Raw genomic sequence first — 19492 nt, 5'->3', positions numbered from 1 at the left:
AGCATTCTGCTTAGGGCTTTGTATTTTGTACCCGTTAAGCCATCACAGCGGCTTATAGATTACAAGCTATAGTAAAGCTCGAACTCTACTGGGTGAGTTGTTTGGTTCACACGCTCAACGTCAACAGACTTAAGTTTGATGTAAGAATCAATGAAGTCGTTGCTGAATACGTCGCCACGAGTTAAGAACTCACGGTCAGCGTCTAGGCACTCAAGTGCATTTTCTAGTGAAGTCGCAACTGTTGGGATTTCAGCAGCTTCTTCAGCAGGAAGATCATAAAGATCTTTATCCATTGCTTCACCTGGGTGGATCTTGTTTTGAATACCGTCAAGGCCAGCCATTAACATTGCAGAGAATGCTAAGTATGGGTTCGCCATTGGGTCACCAAAACGTAGCTCAATACGACGCGCTTTTGCACTTGGTACCACTGGGATACGGATTGAAGCGCTACGGTTAGCTGCTGAGTAAGCTAGCATTACTGGCGCTTCAAAGTGCGGAATAAGACGCTTGTAAGAGTTAGTTGATGGGTTAGCAAATGCGTTAATTGCACGCGCATGCTTGATAATACCACCGATGTAAAATAGTGCTGTTTCGCTCAATCCGCCGTACTTGTCACCAGCAAAGATGTTAACGCCATCTTTAGCTAGAGATTGGTGAACGTGCATACCGCTACCGTTGTCACCAACGATTGGCTTAGGCATAAACGTAGCTGTCTTATTGTAAGCGTGGGCAACGTTATGAATAACGTACTTAAGTACCTGAACTTCATCAGCTTTAAGCGTAAGAGTATTAAAGCGAGTCGCAATTTCGTTTTGACCAGCAGTTGCTACTTCATGGTGATGCGCTTCAACAACTTGGCCCATCTCTTCAAGTACTAAACACATAGCACTACGGATATCTTGTGATGAATCAACAGGCGCTACTGGGAAGTAACCGCCTTTAACACCTGGACGGTGACCTTTGTTGCCATCTTCGTAGCTAGTACCTGAGTTCCAAGCAGCTTCTTCTGCATCTACTTTGTAGAAACAACCTGACATGTCAGCGCCATATTTAACATCGTCAAATAGGAAAAACTCTGGCTCTGGACCAATCAATACAGTATCTGCGATACCTGTAGAGCGTAAGTAGTCTTCCGCTTTCTTAGCAATTGAGCGAGGGTCACGGTTGTAACCTGTCATAGTGCCTGGATTTAAGATGTCACAACGAATGTTAGCTGTTGTTTCTGCAGTGAAAGGGTCAAGTACGAAACTTGCAGCATCTGGCATTAATACCATGTCTGATTCGTTAATGCCTTTCCAGCCTGAGATTGAAGAACCATCGAACATCTTACCGTCTTCGAAAAAGTCTTCATCAACCTGATGACTAGGAATTGAAACATGTTGCTCTTTACCTATGGTGTCGGTAAAACGCAAATCAACAAACTTAACTTCTAATTCTTTTAGTTGTTGTAAAACTGATTCAGCTGACATTCTAAAGTCTCCGAGTAGGGTAAAGGGTTATCCCTTGTTCTTATCTTAATGTTTAGCGCATAGTGCGATTCTGCTTTGTTTAAAGCGAGAGTTGTGCCAAACCTATAACTATTTGATATTAATCGGTTATGGTAAAAATTTAAAACTGGCGCTGCAGTTTTTTGCACCGTAATGGTGCGCTCGGTGGATCATTTTGGTGCGTGCGTCATAATCGTGCAATCTATTTAGAAGCAACTTATCTAAATACAAAAGCTGGCGCTCAGAATAGCAAGCAGAAGAATTTTTTATAGGGTGTAAGTCAAAGAAAAGTCGACCAAATATAGATAAGTGTTATTTCAGTACAAGACAGTAAAGTGTTGTAGAAGGGCATCTATATTGAAATGCCTACAACAAGGAGATGCTGCTAAATACAAATTAAACAGGATATTTGGCATCACAACGGCTAAAAATCACCTCAAACAGCTGAAAAGGGCAGTGCAGCAGAGAGGAGAGTATAATTAATATCATTAAACTGATTGATAAAAAGTGTATATAAAGCGGGCGTTATGGCGAAGAAAAGCAACGCGCAAGCGTTATTTTTAACGATTGGTTAAAAATAATCCTGTGAGATACTCGCTACCTAGAGTAGAATGTCACGCTTTTTATTGCAACTACTATACTAAACTGGTTTTAGCAGTTGTCAGTAACCCTATATTTTTATACCGATGGTAAGAGGTTTAGCCGTGTTAGAGAATTTACGTAACATCGCCATTATTGCACACGTTGACCATGGTAAGACTACCTTGGTTGATAAGATGCTGGCGCAGTCAGGAACCCTTGAGTCTCGAGGAGAAGCCACTGAGCGGGTGATGGATTCAAATGATCTTGAAAAAGAACGTGGTATCACGATTCTGGCCAAGAACACTGCCATCAAGTGGAACGATTACCGTATCAACATCGTTGATACCCCTGGTCACGCCGATTTCGGTGGTGAGGTAGAGCGTGTTCTATCTATGGTTGACTCAGTATTACTACTAGTTGATGCAGTAGATGGTCCAATGCCACAAACTCGCTTCGTGACTAAGAAAGCATTTGCTCAAGGTCTTAAGCCAATCGTTGTTATTAACAAGATTGACCGTCCAGGCGCACGTCCTGATTGGGTTATCGATCAAGTATTCGACTTGTTTGACAACCTAGGCGCAACTGACGAGCAGTTAGACTTCCCAATCGTTTATGCTTCTGCATTAAACGGTTTTGCAACTTTAGATCCAGACGAAACTAGCGACAACATGACGCCGCTATTCGAAACTATCGTTGAGAAAGTTTCTTCACCAGATGCTGATGCTGAAGGTGATTTCCAGATGCAAATCTCGCAAATCGATTACAACTCATACGTGGGTGTTATCGGTATTGGCCGTATCAAGCGTGGTAGTGTTAAAACTAACCAGCAAGTGACTATTCTTGGCGCTGATGGCAAAACTCGTAACGGTAAAATGGGCCAAGTATTAGGTTACATGGGTCTTGAGCGTCACGAAGTAGCAGAAGCTAACGCTGGCGACATCGTTGCAATTACTGGTCTTGGTCAGCTACAAATTTCAGACACTATCTGTGCACCTACTTCTGTAGAAGCATTGCCAGCACTGTCTGTTGATGAGCCAACACTAACAATGACTTTCCAAGTCAACACTTCTCCATTCGCGGGTAAAGAAGGTAAGTACGTAACTTCACGTAACATCCTTGAGCGTCTAGAGCAGGAACTAGTACACAACGTTGCACTTCGCGTTGAAGAGACTGACAGCCCAGATCGTTTCCGCGTATCGGGTCGTGGTGAACTTCACCTTTCAATCTTGATTGAAAACATGCGTCGTGAAGGTTATGAGCTAGCTGTATCTCGTCCAGAAGTTATCGAAAAAGAGATCGATGGCGAGATGTGTGAACCATACGAAACACTAACTGTTGATGTTGAAGAAGAGCATCAAGGTGCAGTAATTGAAAAGCTTGGTACACGTAAAGGTGACATGCGTGACATGCAGCTAGATGGTAAGGGTCGTGTACGTATCGACTTCGTTATTCCTAGCCGTGGTCTAATCGGTTTCCAAACTGAGTTCATGACAGCGACTTCTGGTACTGGTCTTATCTACCATTCATTCGACCATTACGGTCCAGTGAAAGGCGGTGATATTGGTCAACGTGCTCGTGGCGTATTGATCTCTAACGCAACAGGTAAAGCACTGACATTCGCATTGTTTAACCTTCAAGAGCGTGGTCGTCTATTTATCACTCACGCTGCAGAAGTTTATGAAGGTCAAGTAGTTGGTCTACATGCTCGTGCTAACGATCTTACAGTTAACTGTTTGAAAGGTAAGCAGCTTACCAACATGCGTGCATCAGGTACTGATGAAGCACAGGTACTAACTCCGCATATCGAAATGACACTTGAGCAAGCGCTTGAGTTCATCGATGATGACGAGCTAGTAGAAGTAACTCCAGAGAACATCCGTGTTCGTAAGCGTTACTTGACTGAAAACGAACGTAAGCGTCATAACCGTACTGCTAAAGACGCAAAATAATTTGCTGCAGCTGATGCTGCGCAGTTAGTTTGTTTCAAGCATAACGTTATAAAAGCCCTGAGCATGAAAATGCTCGGGGCTTTTTTATGCATGGATGTATTTATCCCCGAAGTACAGGATGTACTACAAGGGGGTTTATGTCTGGAACATTTATGCCAGTACCCATGGATGGGTAGTGATGGTATTTATACATGGATGTATTTATCCCCGAAGTACAGGATGTACTACAAGGGGGTTTATGTCTGGAACATTTATGTCAGTACCCATGGATGGGTAGTACTGGTATTTATACATGGATGTATTTATCCCCGAAGTACAGGATGTACTACAAGGGGGCTTATGTCTGGAACATTTATGCCAGTACCCATGGATGGGTAGTGCTGGTATTTATACATGGCCAACACTTTATGAGTAAGAGTGTTCCATTCATTTACTGGCATTTCCTCCATCCTTGGAAGTCAGAACTAGCCTTGAATGGGAATAAAGGTATTTATACAAGGTAAACGTTCTAGTTACGGCTTCTAAAAACTGCGCTGTAGTTCCTGCGAGTATAAAGCTCGTTTACGTTGCCAAGCTAGCAGTGATAAAAACAGTAATACAACACAATCCCACAAATCCAAAGTACCGCCTCCGCTATAACCGTCTCGATGGCTTATTGTTACTTGGTTGGGATCGTCTTTCAATCGCTGTTTAAATACCGTTAATTGCTTCTCTAAGTTTAGCGTCATATTGTCTGCTGCTAGTTCAAAACCTTTAATGCTGTCGACTCTTAACTCTTCACTTAAATTCACCGGAGTTGAACTGCCACTGACTTGGCTAGTGCCAGGTGCTCTAAAGAGCATCTTTTTACTGGCAATATCATACACCACAGTATCCATTAAAGTGTTGGTATCATTCTTTTCTCCAGAAACAATATACGCGCCAACGATGGTCCAATAGCTAAGGGATAATGCGCCTTCATCGGTGAACTGCACTTGGTCGTAGGATACTAGAGCCATCACATCAATGCCGTACATGGTTTTGATTTGTGACAGGTTAGCAAAACTGCCGCCTGGTGTGAGGTAAGCGCTTGGAATGACCTCGATACTGCTGACAAAGTCTAGCGAGCTAAAGTGTTTAGATACATTTGCAAGGATCTGGCTCTTTTTCGCTTCTGCGATGCCGCCTGAATACAAGTTACCTGCCCAAAAATGATGAGATGAACCACTGTCTTTACTTTCAGGAACGAAGGCGACACCAACACGTAAGGGGAGTGTTAAGTTTGGCGTAGAGGGGGCCTCAAAGGTGTCTGTAGAGTTAGGATATAGATATTCCATGACACTACTTTTGCTATTGACTTGTTGGCTAGCGCAGCCACTTAAAGAAACTACAAAAATTAGCAGTAAACCATACAGCTTCAGTAGATTGCGTTTATTCATGCTTCCCTCTTGAATAAATCTGATTTAATTAATAAAAGTCCTATTAGACTTTAACCAACATAGTAAGGCAAGCCATTATAATTACCTGTAAATAGCAGCAGTATACATACAAGGGAGAGGCGCCAGCCTCCTCCCTTTAGGGCTCAATATCAGCTGTCAATTGCAGCTATTGGCGTTGACTCTGGCTTTATCGGTTTTTGGCTTGCTAGCCTGCGCCATAACCACTCCAGTGGCCCTTGATTGAAATACTTAAGGTAGATAATGGCTAAAATGATTTGGAAGATAGAAAAGCCAATAGCAATCAACATGTACTCTGGGCGGTCGAGAGTGCTCGTTAATGTTGGTGCAAAATGGCGAAACAGCAGTACCCCGCAAACTGACTGTAGTATGTAGAGACTAAATGCTAGGCGACCGACCTTTTGTAGGGGAGCTAATACGCTTGCACGGTTTTGGCATAGTTTTACCACCAGGTGGAGATAAATGAGCGCCATCGGAATAGCACTGGCCATCACTATCGTCATGGACAATGAGGCCAATTTAGGATCTGCGGCAAGTGAACATAAACTATCAACAGCAGAAAGCAGTATGGTACTTAGGGCAAACACCACTAGCTGTTTTTGACTAAAACCTTTTTCAAATACACCTTTTCGATACAGCATCACTCCTAATAGCATTAAACCTGCAGCCATCCACATAGTCGTGAACGGAGTGATAACCAGTATTCCAATAAAGATGATAAATTGCATCATTAGTTGTTCACTGTAGGCTGAAGACCAAATTGATACGTCCTCTTCAAAAAGGGCTGTGCCACGGATAATAGGCTCTTCTGGTGCAAATAAACTGATTATGGTCATGAGAAATAGCGGGATAGTGATGAACATAACTGATTTCTTAATCAGTTTACGATTATCGAGCTTAAGGTAGCAAAGTGCCACAAACCCACCGAGGGCATAGGTAAAGAGTATGTCACCGTACCAGATAAATACGGCATGGATCGCGCCAAATAGTAGCAGCCATTTTAATCTGGACTTCATGGCTTTGTATGCGTCTCCACCTTGAGTCGACAACTTATCGTATTGAATGGCTAGCCCGACACCAAACAGTATTGAAAAGAGGCTAATGAATCTACCTTCTAGAAAAAAGTTACTGAACAGCATTGTTAAGGTGTCATGCAGTGGGACACTTTCATGATTGGCATAGCCCAAATAGCCATTACCAAAGAAGTAGATGTTGATAAATAAAATGCCCAGCACTGCTAAGCCTCTAATCGAATCGATATTAGCGTTGCGGGCGGGCTCAAGCGACAGCTTGTTGCCCTGTAGTGACTGTTGTTGTAATTCCATCTTTGATAAAGCTTCCATGTTTGTAAGAGCTGGTTACATTATCAGCGCCAACTTAAAAAGGATATTATCAAACTGAATCAATTAGCCTTTTTCATGTAAATGTTTAAAACAAAAAAAAGGCAACCCATATGGATTGCCGTAAAAGTTGTTCAATTTGGAGTGCGCTAGCGTCGAAACTGAATCTGGTGCCAAACCTAACTAGGAATGTGCAGTTGGGATGATGAACAAAACAAGAAAACAAATATTTAGCAAAGCATTTTACAGTGGTTAGCTAATAAAATTGGCGCGTAAACATTGGCCTCATATAATCAGAGTGCGAAAGTTTTAGATGGTTCCAACTTTCTCCATTAACAAAAATTTAGATTTTAAAAAGGGCAACTCATAGTGATGAATTGCCCAATAGCTTTTGCTTTAATAAGTCGCTAGTGACCTATCGAATTTAAATGTTGGATCAAATACATCCGCGTTTCCGTTGGAGTCTGGCTGACCCAGAAACCACTTAGATAGGCGATAAGTGGGATTAAAAACAGTAGCACTATTAAGCCAATGGTAAGGCCTCGTGCTGACAACTTAATGCCATTGCGAGTGCTAAGGTGTAATGCCTCTGGTTTCGGGCAAGCAGACACGCACCTCATACAGGCTTGGCATTCGTCTGAGCGAACATTAAGCTGAGTATGTACGCTAATATTGGCCGGACAAGCACGAGTGCACTTATCACAGTTCATGCCTTTACTTTCAATCAAGCAATGCTGTGTGCTACGGCGAATTTTAAAGGGGCTTAGAAAGCTAACTAGCCCCAGAAGTGCACCATAAGGGCAGATGTAACGGCAAAATCCTTGTCGACGCCATGCCGACAGACTCAAGATAAAGCCAAAACACAGCAGCGTGACTAAGCCTGGAGTGATAAAAAACAGCGCCATTTTTAGATCAGCTATCTTGTGGTAATTACTATTTAAATAGCCTGGGATACCAGCAGCTGGCATTCCTATAATAATGTATAGCAAGCCGGCTAAGATTAGATACTTGAGCATTCTTAGCGGCCAATCCAACCATGCTGGTGGCAAGTATTCAGCTTTGATAAAGCGCTTTCTGAGTTTATACAGGTACTCTCCAGCGATCCCAAGTGGACAAGCCCAGCCGCAAAAAGCACGCTTACAGAGCAATCCAGTTAATAGCACGACGGTGAGCATGACTGCGGCTGCAGGGTGGGTTTGATCCCATATACCCAGTGTCACAATGGCTTTTAGTTCGATGCCGCCTGCAATGGGCAGAAAGGCGTCGCCCACATCTGGACGCATTAGCCATGGGGTCACGCCAGCTTTGAGCAGTGCACTGTTCACGGCAAATTGCACCCCAACCAGCAACATCGATAATGCCAGCAGATGTTGAACTCCTTCACGAAGGTTATTGCTCCTCATACCGCCCTGAGCGACTTGAGGCTGGAACTTGTTAACCAAGCCTATGATGATGACCGCAATCGCGAGAGCAGCTATTAGGGGCCAATATAGACTCGATATGACAGCGGCTGAAACAAGGACTCCGCTTGTTGCTGCTCCCCATTTTTTGCCACTCCAATAAAGCAGGCTAACACTGTAGGTGAGTGCCAATGTAAGCGTTAAGGATTCGATAAAGCTCATAGCAAATACGTTTAGTAATGATTGATACTAATGTGAAAACTTTATAGCAATTAAGTTCTTTTGCGGCAGCAAGGATGTGCAGCGGATCGAGTAATTGGAAATGGCTTGTGAAAAAGTAAGGGAAAGGTCACAAGTATGGCTCCTAGAGTTCAATATCTAGGAACCTCACTTTAGACTGCGCTTATTTGCCTTCTAATGAAGCAATAAACTTGGTTGATTCATCAATCGATTTATTCATCTCTTTGATAAGACCTGATATATCAGTTTGTAAGCTAGTAAACTCACCTTTGATAGCACCAATGGCTTGGGCGTTAAGGTTATGCTTTAAGTACAGCATATTGTCTTTCATTGCGGTGAGTACTGGTGGCATCTTACTTTCTGCGCGGCGCATACTTTTTACTAACTGAGTGTATGAACGACGGGTCTCTTTTAGTTTCGATTCACTGTTGCGGCGAAGGCTGGCTTTGCTTATTTCACCAATTTCTGTTTGCCACTCATCAAATAAGGCTTCGGCTACATCTTCAACTTTATCAATACGCTTAGTCACATCATCGGCGGCGTCTTGGGCTGATTCATACTCATCTTTAGCCTTATTATAGGCACTTTCTAAATCGCCACCGTCATGATTAAGCAGTGCCTGCATCTCTTCCAGTGCAGAGCTAAACTGCTCCTGCGCTTCCTCTTGAGATTCTTTAGCGTCTTCAACACGATCGACCATGATATCGCGTTTATGATAGCCGACTTTTTCCATTGCACCGTAGTAAGCACTTTGACAACCAGTCAGTAATAAACTGGTACTCACAATGGCAACCGATAATATTTTCTTCATCTTATTCAATCCTGAAAGTGATTCTAAAATTTAGGCTTAAAGTAAAATTCGTTAGTTGGCGCGAAATTTAGCCGCATCGATAATACTCCACAGATGTGCAATACCGCCGATGATAGCTGGGAATATTAACCACCACATGGCATAACCGACTACTGCGACGATACAAAACATCAGTGCGGCTAATATGCGACCTTGTACTAACTGCCCAAGACCGGGAAAGAAAAAGCTGGCGATAGCGGCGATAACATTGCCTGCGGAACCTTGTTGAGACATCAATTCAATCCTTATACTTGTAAAGAGAAGGTTATAAGCTTTATTGTACCAATATAGATCTAAATAAATCATTTATCGTCGTACAGATTTGGTACAACTTTAACAGAATCAAGAGTAACAAGTGAAAAATAAGATAGCAGTAAATCAATTTCGGTCTTTTTTGTGGAGTATTTGGGCATTTTTTTTACATTTGCTGCGCCGCTTTAAAGAGGATCAAGTCAACATTAAGGCAGGACATCTTGCTTACGTCACTTTGTTGTCTTTAGTTCCAATCGTTGCGGTGATGTTTTCTATGTTGTCGGCATTTCCGGTTTTTGCCGGTATACGAGGTCAGTTAGAAGGATTTGTTTATGACAACTTCTTACCTGCTGCTGGAGATACGGTACAGATCTATATTAATGAATTTGTGGATAACGCCTCTAAAGGGACGACTGTCGGTATTGCCGCTTTGGTTGTGGTGGCGTTAATGCTGATTTCTGCAATAGATAAGTCACTCAACAGTATTTGGCGTACTAAAGAGAAGCGTCAAATAGCCGTGTCTTTTTCTATGTATTGGATGGTGCTGACACTCGGGCCTGTATTGGTCGGGGCTAGTCTGGTTGCGACCTCCTATCTAGTGTCGCTTAAGCTATTTAATGGCTCCGAGCTGTCTGGTGTGGTGCCATTAATCATCGAGCGCTTGCCGATGATGTTCTCAGTTGCGGCATTTTTGCTGCTCTATATGGTCGTGCCAAATAAGAAGGTGAAGTTTTTCCATGCACTATTGGGAGCGATTGTCGCAGCAATGTTGTTTGAGCTGGGTAAAAAAGGCTTTGCATTTTATGTGACTCAATTTCCTAGTTATGAAGCTATTTACGGTGCATTAGCGGTGATCCCTATTTTGTTTGTTTGGGTATATGTTTCATGGATCATTGTGTTAGTTGGCGCTGAAATTACCGCTGCAATGCCTGAATATTTACGTGAGCGCCAACTATCGAGAGCGGCTCGGATAGCGGAAGCTGCTCAGTTAGAGGAATTAGATTTAGCGACAGAAAGAACGGAGCAAGCTGCAAAACAGACGAAACCGACAACAGAAGACGGAGCTTAAGAAAGTGGCTTGTCAGCCAATATCTAGGGACTGGCTGACTGTTGGCGATGGGCATGAACTCTACATTGCTCAATATGGCAATGTTGATGGTATTCCGTTGTTATATCTGCATGGTGGTCCTGGAGCTGGTTGCTCAACCGAAGAGTTGGCTTTGTTTGATCTGTCTGTGTATCGGGTCATTTTCATGGATCAAAGGGGGGCGGGACTCTCGCGTCCTAGAGGAGAGCTTAAACACAATAATGTTAGCAAGCTGCTCACGGATATAGAACAGGTTCGACAATGGCTGGGCATATCAACATGGGCGCTTGCTGGAGGCTCCTTTGGTGCAACGTTGGGGCTATTATACGCCGCGGCATATCCTTCGAGGGTCATCGAACAAGTGTTGTGGGGCGCTTTCATCCCTAGCGAGGAGAGTATCCAGTGGCTATATGGTCAACAGGGGGCTGCGCGGTTATTTTCATCTGAACAGCTTGATTTTAGTGTTGTTGCAACCACTGATACTCAGCAGCTTTTTACAAGTTATAGAGATGGACTAGAGCATCAATGCGCCAGTGTTCGGCAGGACTTTACTCGTCGCTGGCTCAGTTGGGAAATGGCTTTGGCTTACCCTGGTTGTAAGCAATATAAGGAAAATACAAATCTCAGTCAGGTGTTAGCAAGCATCGAGCTTTATTATGTGGCTAACAATTATTTTGCTGCTTTTGAGCAACTATGTGATTCATTGGTAAATATTCAGACGCGAACCGTCATTATACAAGGAGAACTGGATTGGGTTTGCCCCGTTGGGGTGGTATTTAGCTTTTTACAAGATCACAACAACCAACACATTAACTTGGTAGAAATTAAAGGCGGTTACCATGCCTTGGCTGATATAAAAATGACTAGGGCCGTGGTAAGCGCGATTCGGGAAATGGCCCAAATAATAGAGAAAGGAAATAAGCATAAATGAGAAAACTAATAATCATAGCTTTAATGTTAGGGCTGACAGCATGTGCAGCAACAGAGAGTAATACAGACGTTGAAGTAACGACTAAAGCCCCTGATAGCGTGACTCTTGGTGATATGACGGATGCTGAGGCTACCGATAAACTTCTAGAAGCGCTATTGAGTAAAAGTTATTTAGCCAAAAAAGCGGGCCCAAATGGTGTGGCGGTTAATTTTGATAACAGTCAGTTTATCTTACAACCTAGCATTAACCCTGAAGGGATTGACCGCATTTTAATGAACCGCTTCTATGCTATTCATCCTAAGTATGTGGGTAGCAAAGAGATGTTAGTGATGATTGGTACCCTTAATCAGAAGCTTAACTTTGCTAAGTTTGTAGTGAGAGAGCGAGGGGCTGTGATCCAAGTGCAAGGTGCGGCAACCTTTGTTGATACGATTAGCATGGAAGAGATCCGTCGCTTTATACTGTGGACTGATGAAGGTTTACGCCAGGTTGGCAAGTCGCTACCTGAAGGCTCGGAAGATGTGATTAAACCTATCCCAGTAATGCAGAATATTCAGTCGATTTAAACAAGGCTCAAGGAAAATAAAGCCTAGGAGCAGAAAGCTCTAAGCTTTAGGCAGGCTAAGAAAGGTCCTAGAGAACGCTAAGGCAAATAACCTTACGGATGTGACTTGGTTACATACGGAACTTTGTGCTTACGAAAAGTATGTATCTTCTGTAGGTTGGGCCTTAGCCCATCAATTGTTTTATTAGAATTTGTCGGTATAAATGCCAACCTACAGAATGCTGGAAAACTATTTTCCGTAAGTGAATTTGCGATCGTTCAGTTATCCGTAAGCGAAGCATTCGTCTTCGCTTTTTTATTTAAGTTGTTAATTTTTAATGGATAGAGTGTAAGTGAAGCTAACGTAGTCGTTGACAGTGAAACCATTGGAGAGGTAGGTAAAGGCCTATTAGTACTGCTCGGAGTCGAGCGTGAAGATGATTTAGCAAAAATGAATGAAGGCTTGATAAAAGTTGATTTGAATCATGATGATCTTACTTGTAATCCATCTATTTGGTGTAATACATGATGGACTTTGAAGATGAGTACACAGAGTCTACATCTGCCAAAAAGGGTTTTTCGCATGACAGGGGATTAAATCATCTATGTAATGCTCAAAGTTGTGTTTTTACATTAAATCGAGTATTACATGGACTTTTCTGGCTACCAACATCCATCTGACATCATTTTTCTATCTGTTCGTTACTACGTCTCCTATAAGCTTAGTTATCGCGACATCGAGGAAATTCTTGCTGAGCGAGGTAGCTTTGTTGACCACTCTACTATTAACCGCTGGGTTATGAAGTTCGCGCCTATGATTGAAACCAAAGCGCATCAAATTAAACGAACTGTCTCATCATCTTAGCGTATGAATGAAACCTACATCAAAATCAAAGGAGAATGGTACTACTATCGAGCCATTGATAAACTTGGTGACGTTGTTGATTTTTACTTAAGCAAAGAGCTCAATGAAAAAGCGGCTCGAACCTTTCTGCGTAAGGCTATTGGGACTAATGGATTACCAGATAAAGTGGTTATTAATAAGAGCAGTGCTAGTGCTTTAGCCTTGCATAATATGAATGTGAACTCGTGGCTAAGTGTAGTTTTCATGCTGAACTTAATAGAGGTTGTCGATGTGAAATACCTCAATCATATAGTTGAGCAAAGCTATCGACCAATTAAGCAGAAGATGCTACAAACGCTAGGTTGGAAGCCCGTAGATGGAGCGATTGCCACCATGTCAGGACAGGAAATCTGAACCCAAATTAAAACAGAGCAAGTTGCTGATTTAAGCTTACCCGTTTGGGAGCGCTTTTACGCGCTCGCTGTATAATTGCTTCTGGAGTTCGGCATGCCTACATCTACCTTAAACTTTGCGACAGAACCAACTTATCGACGTTAACCCTGCCTTAACCCACACTTCATTATGCTTATCCCAATATTAGTGGGAGAGCATCAATGACGTTTCGACATTCCATCATTGCAATCGTGTTAACAAGCCTCGTCGGCTGCGCTGCCAATGACAGTGCAAACTTTGCGACTCAGGCATCAGACAATCGTACTCAAACTATTGAAAAGTTGATTAAAACAGTCAATGAAAGTGTGGGGAGTCATGCGGGCGTGCAACAACCAACTAACGCCAATGTGTTATTGACTGATTTAGTCTGTGTACCCGCATTGAATACCTACCTTGAGGCGGCGTTAAACCATAGTCCAAGCTTACAACAAAGCATCATCGCCCTTAAGATTGCTTATGCACAACAAGGGGTGACCTCTGCTAGTCGCTTACCAAGTGTGAGTGCTGGATTTGATGCCCAAAACGCTGAAGATAGCGATGAATCTTATAGCGCTGATGTCACCGTCAGTTGGGAATTGGATATCTGGCAAAAGTTGGCTGATAGCTCTGCAGCAGCCACAAAAGATATTGCTGCGACTCAAGCCAGTTTAGATGCGGCTAAAAATCTGCTTGCAGCAAATATCATGCGAGGTTGGCTTGAGATCAGTGTTAACCAACAATTATTAGATATTGAACAGCGCCGTTTAGCCATCCTTGCGCAAAATGAAACCTTGGTGCTTGAACGTTACCAAGCTGGCCTAGGCTCATTAGAAGAGTTGGATAATGCTAAAACGAGTACAGCTTCAACTCGCGCTACAGTGGTTCAATACCAAGAGAGTGTCGCCCAAAGCAAGCGAAGCTTGATGTTACTCACTGGTCAGTGGCAGCCAGAAAGTGAAATGCCAGCGCTTGATGTTGTCAGTGAGTTCCCTCATGTCATTAACCCGCTGGATGCCGTGCCTGTGCAAAATATGGCAGGCCGCCCTGACTTACAACAAGCCTTCTTTAATATTGAAGCTGAAGCCTTGCGCACTGACGCAGCTTATAAAGCAATGTTGCCTTCATTTAGCTTGTCGGCAAGTTTAACTGATATTGCTCAAACCCCAAGCGAAGCATTACTGTCTAACCCACTTTGGAGTGTGTTAGGACAAATGTCGGCACCGTTATTTCAAGGTGGCGAACTTAAATCACAAGCTGAAGTTGCGCAGCTGACGACAGAGCAAAGCTTTTGGGCTTATCAAGAAACCCTGTTGACTGCGGTTAACGAAGTTGAGAATACGATTGGCCAAGAAAGCGCTTTAACCTTGCAGCAAAGCCATCTTGACGATGCGTTTTTAAGTGCACAGCGCAGCATCGTCAGTTACCAGCAGAAGTATCGCCAAGGTTTAGTTGACATATTGGATTTACTTAACGTTCAGCAACAGGCTTACGATATCGAAGCGCAATTAACTAACACCACTTATCAAAGATTATTAAACCGAATTGAATTAGGTCTAGCACTAGGTTTAGGAGTATCAGCATGAAGCAAATCATTACCCGTAAATTAAAAAAGAATGCCTTAACGATTGCTATCACTTTAGCTGCTGCTGGTTCAATATTTGTCGTCGCGGCTTATAACGGCAGTCAAATGGGACCTGGTGAAAAAGGGAAGGGGCCAGCGGCATCGACTCTAGCACAACAACCTGAGCGCCCTGAAGGTAAACCCGCTTCATCGTCAAATACCACCTTGTTATCGCAAGTGGCGGTACAGCTGACGACTGTGGAGTCTTATCAGGCGCAAGTCACCGGATATGGCGAAACCAAACCACGCTTCGAGCTGACCTATACCAGTGAAATCAGTGGTCGAATTACATGGTTAGCTGACAGCTTTGAGTCTGGTCGAGTTGTGAAAAAAGGCGAACTGTTAGCAAGATTAGATGACACCAGTTTTCAGCAAGCAGTGTCACAGGCTAAAGCCGATGTCGCAACAGCAAGACTTGCACTTCTAGAAGAGCAACGTGAAGGCGAACAGGCAAGAAGTGAGTGGCAACGCTCTGGGTTAAGTGGAGAACCTAGTTCACCGTTAGTGCTTAGAGAGCCGCAACTGGCAAGCGCTGAAGCTGCGTTAGAGAATGCGCAAAAATCGTTAGAAAAAGCTGAGCGTGATCTTCACTATACAGAAATAAAAGCCCCGTTTGATGGGGTTATTGTCAGCCGTAATGTGCAATTAGGCAGCTTTATTAATGTCGGTGGTGAAGTCGCGATGTTGTATAGCGTTGACCGCATTGAGATTGAGATCCCGTTATCAGAAAAGCAATGGGCTAACTTACCGCAAGCTGAAATGAATGAGGGTAATAGCACTAATATTGCCACTGTTAATAGTGATAGTGCGCAGCAATGGCATGCAATAATTAAAGCAACAGGCAGCGACACCACACAAGGGCAACAGTGGTCTGCTTATGTTGAACGTACTCATCAATATGTTGCCAAGGACACACGTCAACGTTCATTAGTGTTAGTGGTAGAGAAACCACTTGAGCAAGGTGCGCCGCTTTATCCTGGCACCTTTGTTGAAGCAACCATTGAAGGGATGACACTAGATTATCTATGGGAACTGCCTTCATCAGCTCGTTCACAGCAAGGAGAAATTTGGACGGTTGATACCCAAGGATTATTGCATAAATCAACAGCACATACCTTGTTCGAGCGTCAGAATAAAATCTATGTCACCCCAACAGAAGAGGCTGAATTAGCCCAAGTGGTTAAGCGTCCACTAAGCAACTTTAAAGCGGGTATGAAAGTTGTACCAACAACTGAGGAACTATAATGAGTCAGCATGTAAATGACAAAGCGCCATTGCCATCAGGTATTATTTCTTGGTTCGCTCAAAACTCAGTAGCGGCAAACTTATTAATGATGGGCGTGATCATTGTCGGCCTGTTTTCATTTAATGATATTCGCAAAGAAGCTTTTCCAAGCCTTGAGCCAGACTTAGTAACAGTATCGGTGAGTTACGACAGTGGTGACCCTATTCGTGCTGAAGAAAGTATCGCAATGAAGATTGAAGAAGCGCTTGAAACCGTTTCGGGTGTTAAGCGTATTACTTCAACTTCTAATGCATCAGGCAGTAATGTTTCAATCGAAAAAGAAACTAACTATGACCTAGATACGTTGCTAACTGACGTTAAAACCAAAGTTGATGCGATCAATAACTTACCAACCGATGCTGACAATCCGGTTATTGATAAAGCCCGTCGCCAAGAGCATGCCATATGGGTGCAACTATACGGTGATGCTGACCGCAAAACCGTACAAGATTTAGCAGAGCAGCTTAAATCAGATTTGTTAAGTCAAAGTGCTATTCGTGACTTATCGATTAGCGCTAAACTTGATCCAATGATTTCAGTTGAGGTGAATGAGGTCAAACTACAGGCATATGGCCTGACGTTGACTGATGTCTCTAATGCTATTAATGCTGAGTCATCAAGCAGTATCGTGACCAGTTTACGTAATGCCGATAAAACCGTGCGCCTAAAAGTGTCTGAGCAAGCTTATGAAGTTGAAGACTTTAAAAATATCTCAGTATTAACCTATGCCGATGGCAGTCATATTCTACTGTCTGACATAGCCGTGGTTACCGATACGTTTGAAGAAGATACATTCAGTTTATCTCGTTATAACCAACAAAACGCGATGGGTATTCAGGTCGTCATGGATGAATACAGTGATGTGGTTGATATCGTTGCACAAGCAAAACAGGTTATCGAAACATGGCGTAGCAGCAACCTATTACCAGAAAATGTTGAGATTGAAAGTTGGTATGACAAGAGTGATCTGATCACTGAACGGCTATCGCTGTTAGCGAAAAATGCATTAAGTGGTATTGCGTTAGTTTTTATCATTTTAGCGTTATTCTTAAATATCCGTGTCGCATTTTGGGTGGCAGCCAGCTTACCGTTTGTCTTCTGCGGCACGTTATTCTTTATGACGGACACCTTTGCTGGGTTTACCTTAAATGAAATGACCACCTTTGGTTTTATTATGGCCCTTGGGATCGTGGTTGATGATGCGGTAGTGATTGGTGAAAGTATCTATACCACACGTAAGCAACAAGGCGACTCAATCCGAAGTACCATTATCGGTACCCATAAAGTTGCTGCACCGACGATTTTTGGGGTACTCACAACGGTTGTAGCCTTTATGTCGATAGCCGCAATTGAAGGTAAGCTAGGGGAGATTTACGCACAGTTTGGCACGATTGTGACCATCTGTTTGTTGCTGTCTTTGGTGGAATCTAAATTGATTTTGCCTGCCCATTTAGCGCATGTGAATACACAGCGCAGTGATAAAAAAACGTTTTGGAATACGATTCAACAAGGCGCTGATAATAGCCTAGATTGGTTTAACAACCATGTTTATAAAAAGGTCATTAGCCAAGCCCTTAAGTTGCGTTATGCGGTAGTGATGGTATTTATCGCACTGTTTTTGTTAGTGATTGGTATGCCATTTACCGGTGGCGTTCGCGTGGCCTTTTTCCCTGAAATTGCAGGCGATACAGTGCGAGCTGAAATACGCATGGTTAACGACAGCAGCTACGGCCAAACTCAAACTAACTTGATGACATTGGAAGCCAATGCCATTGAGCTTGATAAAACCTTGCGTTTAGCCGCAGGCGAGACGGAGTTTTTAAGTGATTTTGGTGCTGATTCACACTCTGATATTAGTAGCATTCAGGTTACCGCTAGCGCCGATAAGTCAGGTTCGGTGATCATCGAATTAGACAGTGATGCCGCTTATACCGCGCGTGATTTTGCCAATGCATGGTCAGATATGTCAGCGCAAATGGAAGGGGTAAGTAAGCTTAAAGTATTGTCGATGCAGGAAATGGTCGATAACTTTAAAGTTGAGCTTAAAGCCAATGATGATGGCTTATTAACTGAAGCGGCCAATAAACTTAAGCAAAAACTGCAAACCATAGATGGCGTGAGTGGCATCGATGATAACCTTGATTTAGGTGAGCCGCAGTACCGTTTTGAGTTAACACCTCAAGGGCGCGCTTTAGGGATGGATACCGCTGACTTAGCCAAGCAAGTATTGCAAGCGTTTGGTGGTGATATTGTCCAGCGTTTTCAACGTGGTAAAGATGAAGTGAAAGTGCGAGTTCGTTACCCTGAGGAAAACCGTCAGACGTTTGCTGATGTCACGACCGCCAATGTCAGAACCGCTGATGGTACTGTTGTGCCGTTAATTTCGGTCGCCAACGTTTACTCTGATTATCAGCAGTCAGAAATCACCCGTATTGATAACCAGCGCGCGGTATACATTACCGCTGTGGTTGATAAAGAAGTGATTGCGTCCAATGAGTTGGTCACGCAATTGCAGCAAAGCATGGTGCCACAATTAAATGCTGACTACCCAACGGTAAAAATTGACTTTACAGGTGAAGCTGAGCAGCAAAAAGAGTCCACCGACTCAATGCAAGCGACCTTTGTATTGGCGCTAATATTAATTTTTGCGCTGTTGGCGATACCGCTTAAATCGTACGTGCAGCCAATGATCATTATGATAGCGATTCCATTTGGTATTGTGGGGGCGATTTTGGGGCACTGGTGGAATGATTTAACTATCAGTATCTTATCGCTAAATGGTATTTTGGCGTTAAGTGGCGTGGTGGTGAATGACAGTCTACTACTGGTATCGCGTTTTAATGAGTTAGTACGTGAGAAGTCGATGCCGATTGGCGATGCTATTGAGCAAGCTTGTACAGGACGTTTACGTGCTGTGTTACTGACCTCAATTACCACATTTGCAGGTCTTGCTCCGCTATTAAGTGAAACCTCAATGCAAGCGCAGTTCTTAATTCCTGCTGCAGCGGCATTAGGTTACGGTATCCTATTTGCTACAGTGATAACCTTAGTATTAACACCGTCGTTGCTGATGATTCAAGCCGATACTGAAAGCGGCATTAAAAGGTTAAAGCAACGCTTGTTTGGCTCAGCTAACACTTTGCAAACGAAGTGATAGCAGAATGAAATGTAATACCAATCTGTATTAGAAGTTGATCTACTCAGAGCGTTTT

13 protein-coding genes and 2 pseudogenes are annotated in these 19492 nt (G+C 43.2%); 9 read left to right on the top strand and 6 right to left on the bottom strand.

Going from position 1 to position 19492, the window contains the following annotated elements:
- Positions 1-59 precede the first annotated feature (59 nt).
- A complete protein-coding gene (gene glnA, locus AB4238_RS08095; RefSeq protein WP_020910491.1) occupies positions 60-1469 on the bottom strand; it encodes a glutamate--ammonia ligase in 1410 nt (469 codons plus the stop codon).
- Positions 1470-2173: 704 nt separating this feature from the next.
- On the opposite strand from glnA, the gene typA reads away from it, so the two are divergent.
- Complete coding sequence (gene typA / locus AB4238_RS08090; RefSeq protein ID WP_372032746.1) at positions 2174-4018, top strand: translational GTPase TypA; 1845 nt, start codon at positions 2174-2176, stop codon at positions 4016-4018.
- A 521-nt stretch (positions 4019-4539) separates the two neighbouring features.
- Here the strand turns inward: typA and rhlP are convergent.
- The 5 genes from rhlP to AB4238_RS08065 all read right to left on the bottom strand — a co-directional run bounded on the left by rhlP (position 4540) and on the right by AB4238_RS08065 (position 9518).
- Entirely contained in the window at positions 4540-5436 is an 897-nt protein-coding gene (rhlP, locus tag AB4238_RS08085; protein ID WP_372032744.1) for a rhombotarget lipoprotein, read from the bottom strand.
- A 149-nt stretch (positions 5437-5585) separates the two neighbouring features.
- Entirely contained in the window at positions 5586-6779 is a 1194-nt protein-coding gene (locus AB4238_RS08080; RefSeq protein WP_372032743.1) for a DUF418 domain-containing protein, read from the bottom strand.
- A gap of 422 nt (positions 6780-7201) precedes the next feature.
- Positions 7202-8416 (bottom strand): 4Fe-4S binding protein, encoded by a 1215-nt coding sequence (locus tag AB4238_RS08075; RefSeq protein WP_372032741.1) that lies wholly within the window; start codon positions 8414-8416, stop codon positions 7202-7204.
- Between the two features lie 181 nt (positions 8417-8597).
- Positions 8598-9245, bottom strand: coding sequence for a DUF2959 domain-containing protein (locus tag AB4238_RS08070; protein WP_372032739.1), 648 nt, complete (start codon positions 9243-9245; stop codon positions 8598-8600).
- A 51-nt stretch (positions 9246-9296) separates the two neighbouring features.
- Entirely contained in the window at positions 9297-9518 is a 222-nt protein-coding gene (locus tag AB4238_RS08065) for a hypothetical protein (RefSeq protein ID WP_371989649.1), read from the bottom strand.
- A gap of 121 nt (positions 9519-9639) precedes the next feature.
- On the opposite strand from AB4238_RS08065, the gene AB4238_RS08060 reads away from it, so the two are divergent.
- From AB4238_RS08060 to AB4238_RS08025, 8 genes and pseudogenes are all read left to right on the top strand, one after another.
- Positions 9640-10605 carry a virulence factor BrkB family protein gene (locus AB4238_RS08060; protein ID WP_372032737.1) on the top strand — a complete coding sequence of 322 codons (966 nt, stop codon included), beginning with the start codon at positions 9640-9642 and terminating at the stop codon, positions 10603-10605.
- A gap of 4 nt (positions 10606-10609) precedes the next feature.
- Positions 10610-11554, top strand: coding sequence for an alpha/beta fold hydrolase (locus tag AB4238_RS08055; protein ID WP_372032736.1), 945 nt, complete (start codon positions 10610-10612; stop codon positions 11552-11554).
- Complete coding sequence (locus AB4238_RS08050; RefSeq protein WP_372032734.1) at positions 11551-12120, top strand: hypothetical protein; 570 nt, start codon at positions 11551-11553, stop codon at positions 12118-12120. Before AB4238_RS08055 ends, AB4238_RS08050 begins: the two co-directional genes overlap by 4 nt.
- 327 nt (positions 12121-12447) lie before the next feature.
- Positions 12448-12573 (top strand): annotated as a pseudogene (locus AB4238_RS08045) (D-aminoacyl-tRNA deacylase); the annotation flags it as partial.
- A gap of 174 nt (positions 12574-12747) precedes the next feature.
- Positions 12748-13356 (top strand): annotated as a pseudogene (locus AB4238_RS08040) (IS6 family transposase).
- A 200-nt stretch (positions 13357-13556) separates the two neighbouring features.
- Positions 13557-14957: a TolC family protein gene (locus AB4238_RS08035; protein ID WP_372032732.1), complete on the top strand. Its 1401-nt coding sequence runs from the start codon at positions 13557-13559 to the stop codon at positions 14955-14957.
- Positions 14954-16240, top strand: coding sequence for an efflux RND transporter periplasmic adaptor subunit (locus AB4238_RS08030; protein ID WP_372032730.1), 1287 nt, complete (start codon positions 14954-14956; stop codon positions 16238-16240). The genes AB4238_RS08035 and AB4238_RS08030 overlap by 4 nt, the downstream gene beginning before the upstream one ends.
- On the top strand, positions 16240-19434 hold the full coding sequence (locus AB4238_RS08025) for an efflux RND transporter permease subunit (protein ID WP_372032728.1): 3195 nt from the start codon (positions 16240-16242) through the stop codon (positions 19432-19434). The genes AB4238_RS08030 and AB4238_RS08025 overlap by 1 nt, the downstream gene beginning before the upstream one ends.
- Positions 19435-19492: the final 58 nt, after the last annotated feature.

The organism is Shewanella sp. 10N.286.45.A1 (genome assembly GCF_041470405.1).
Classification (GTDB): Bacteria; Pseudomonadota; Gammaproteobacteria; order Enterobacterales; family Shewanellaceae; genus Shewanella.
Note: the sequence above shows the minus strand (reverse complement) of the source record. Positions and strands in the feature narration are given on the sequence as shown.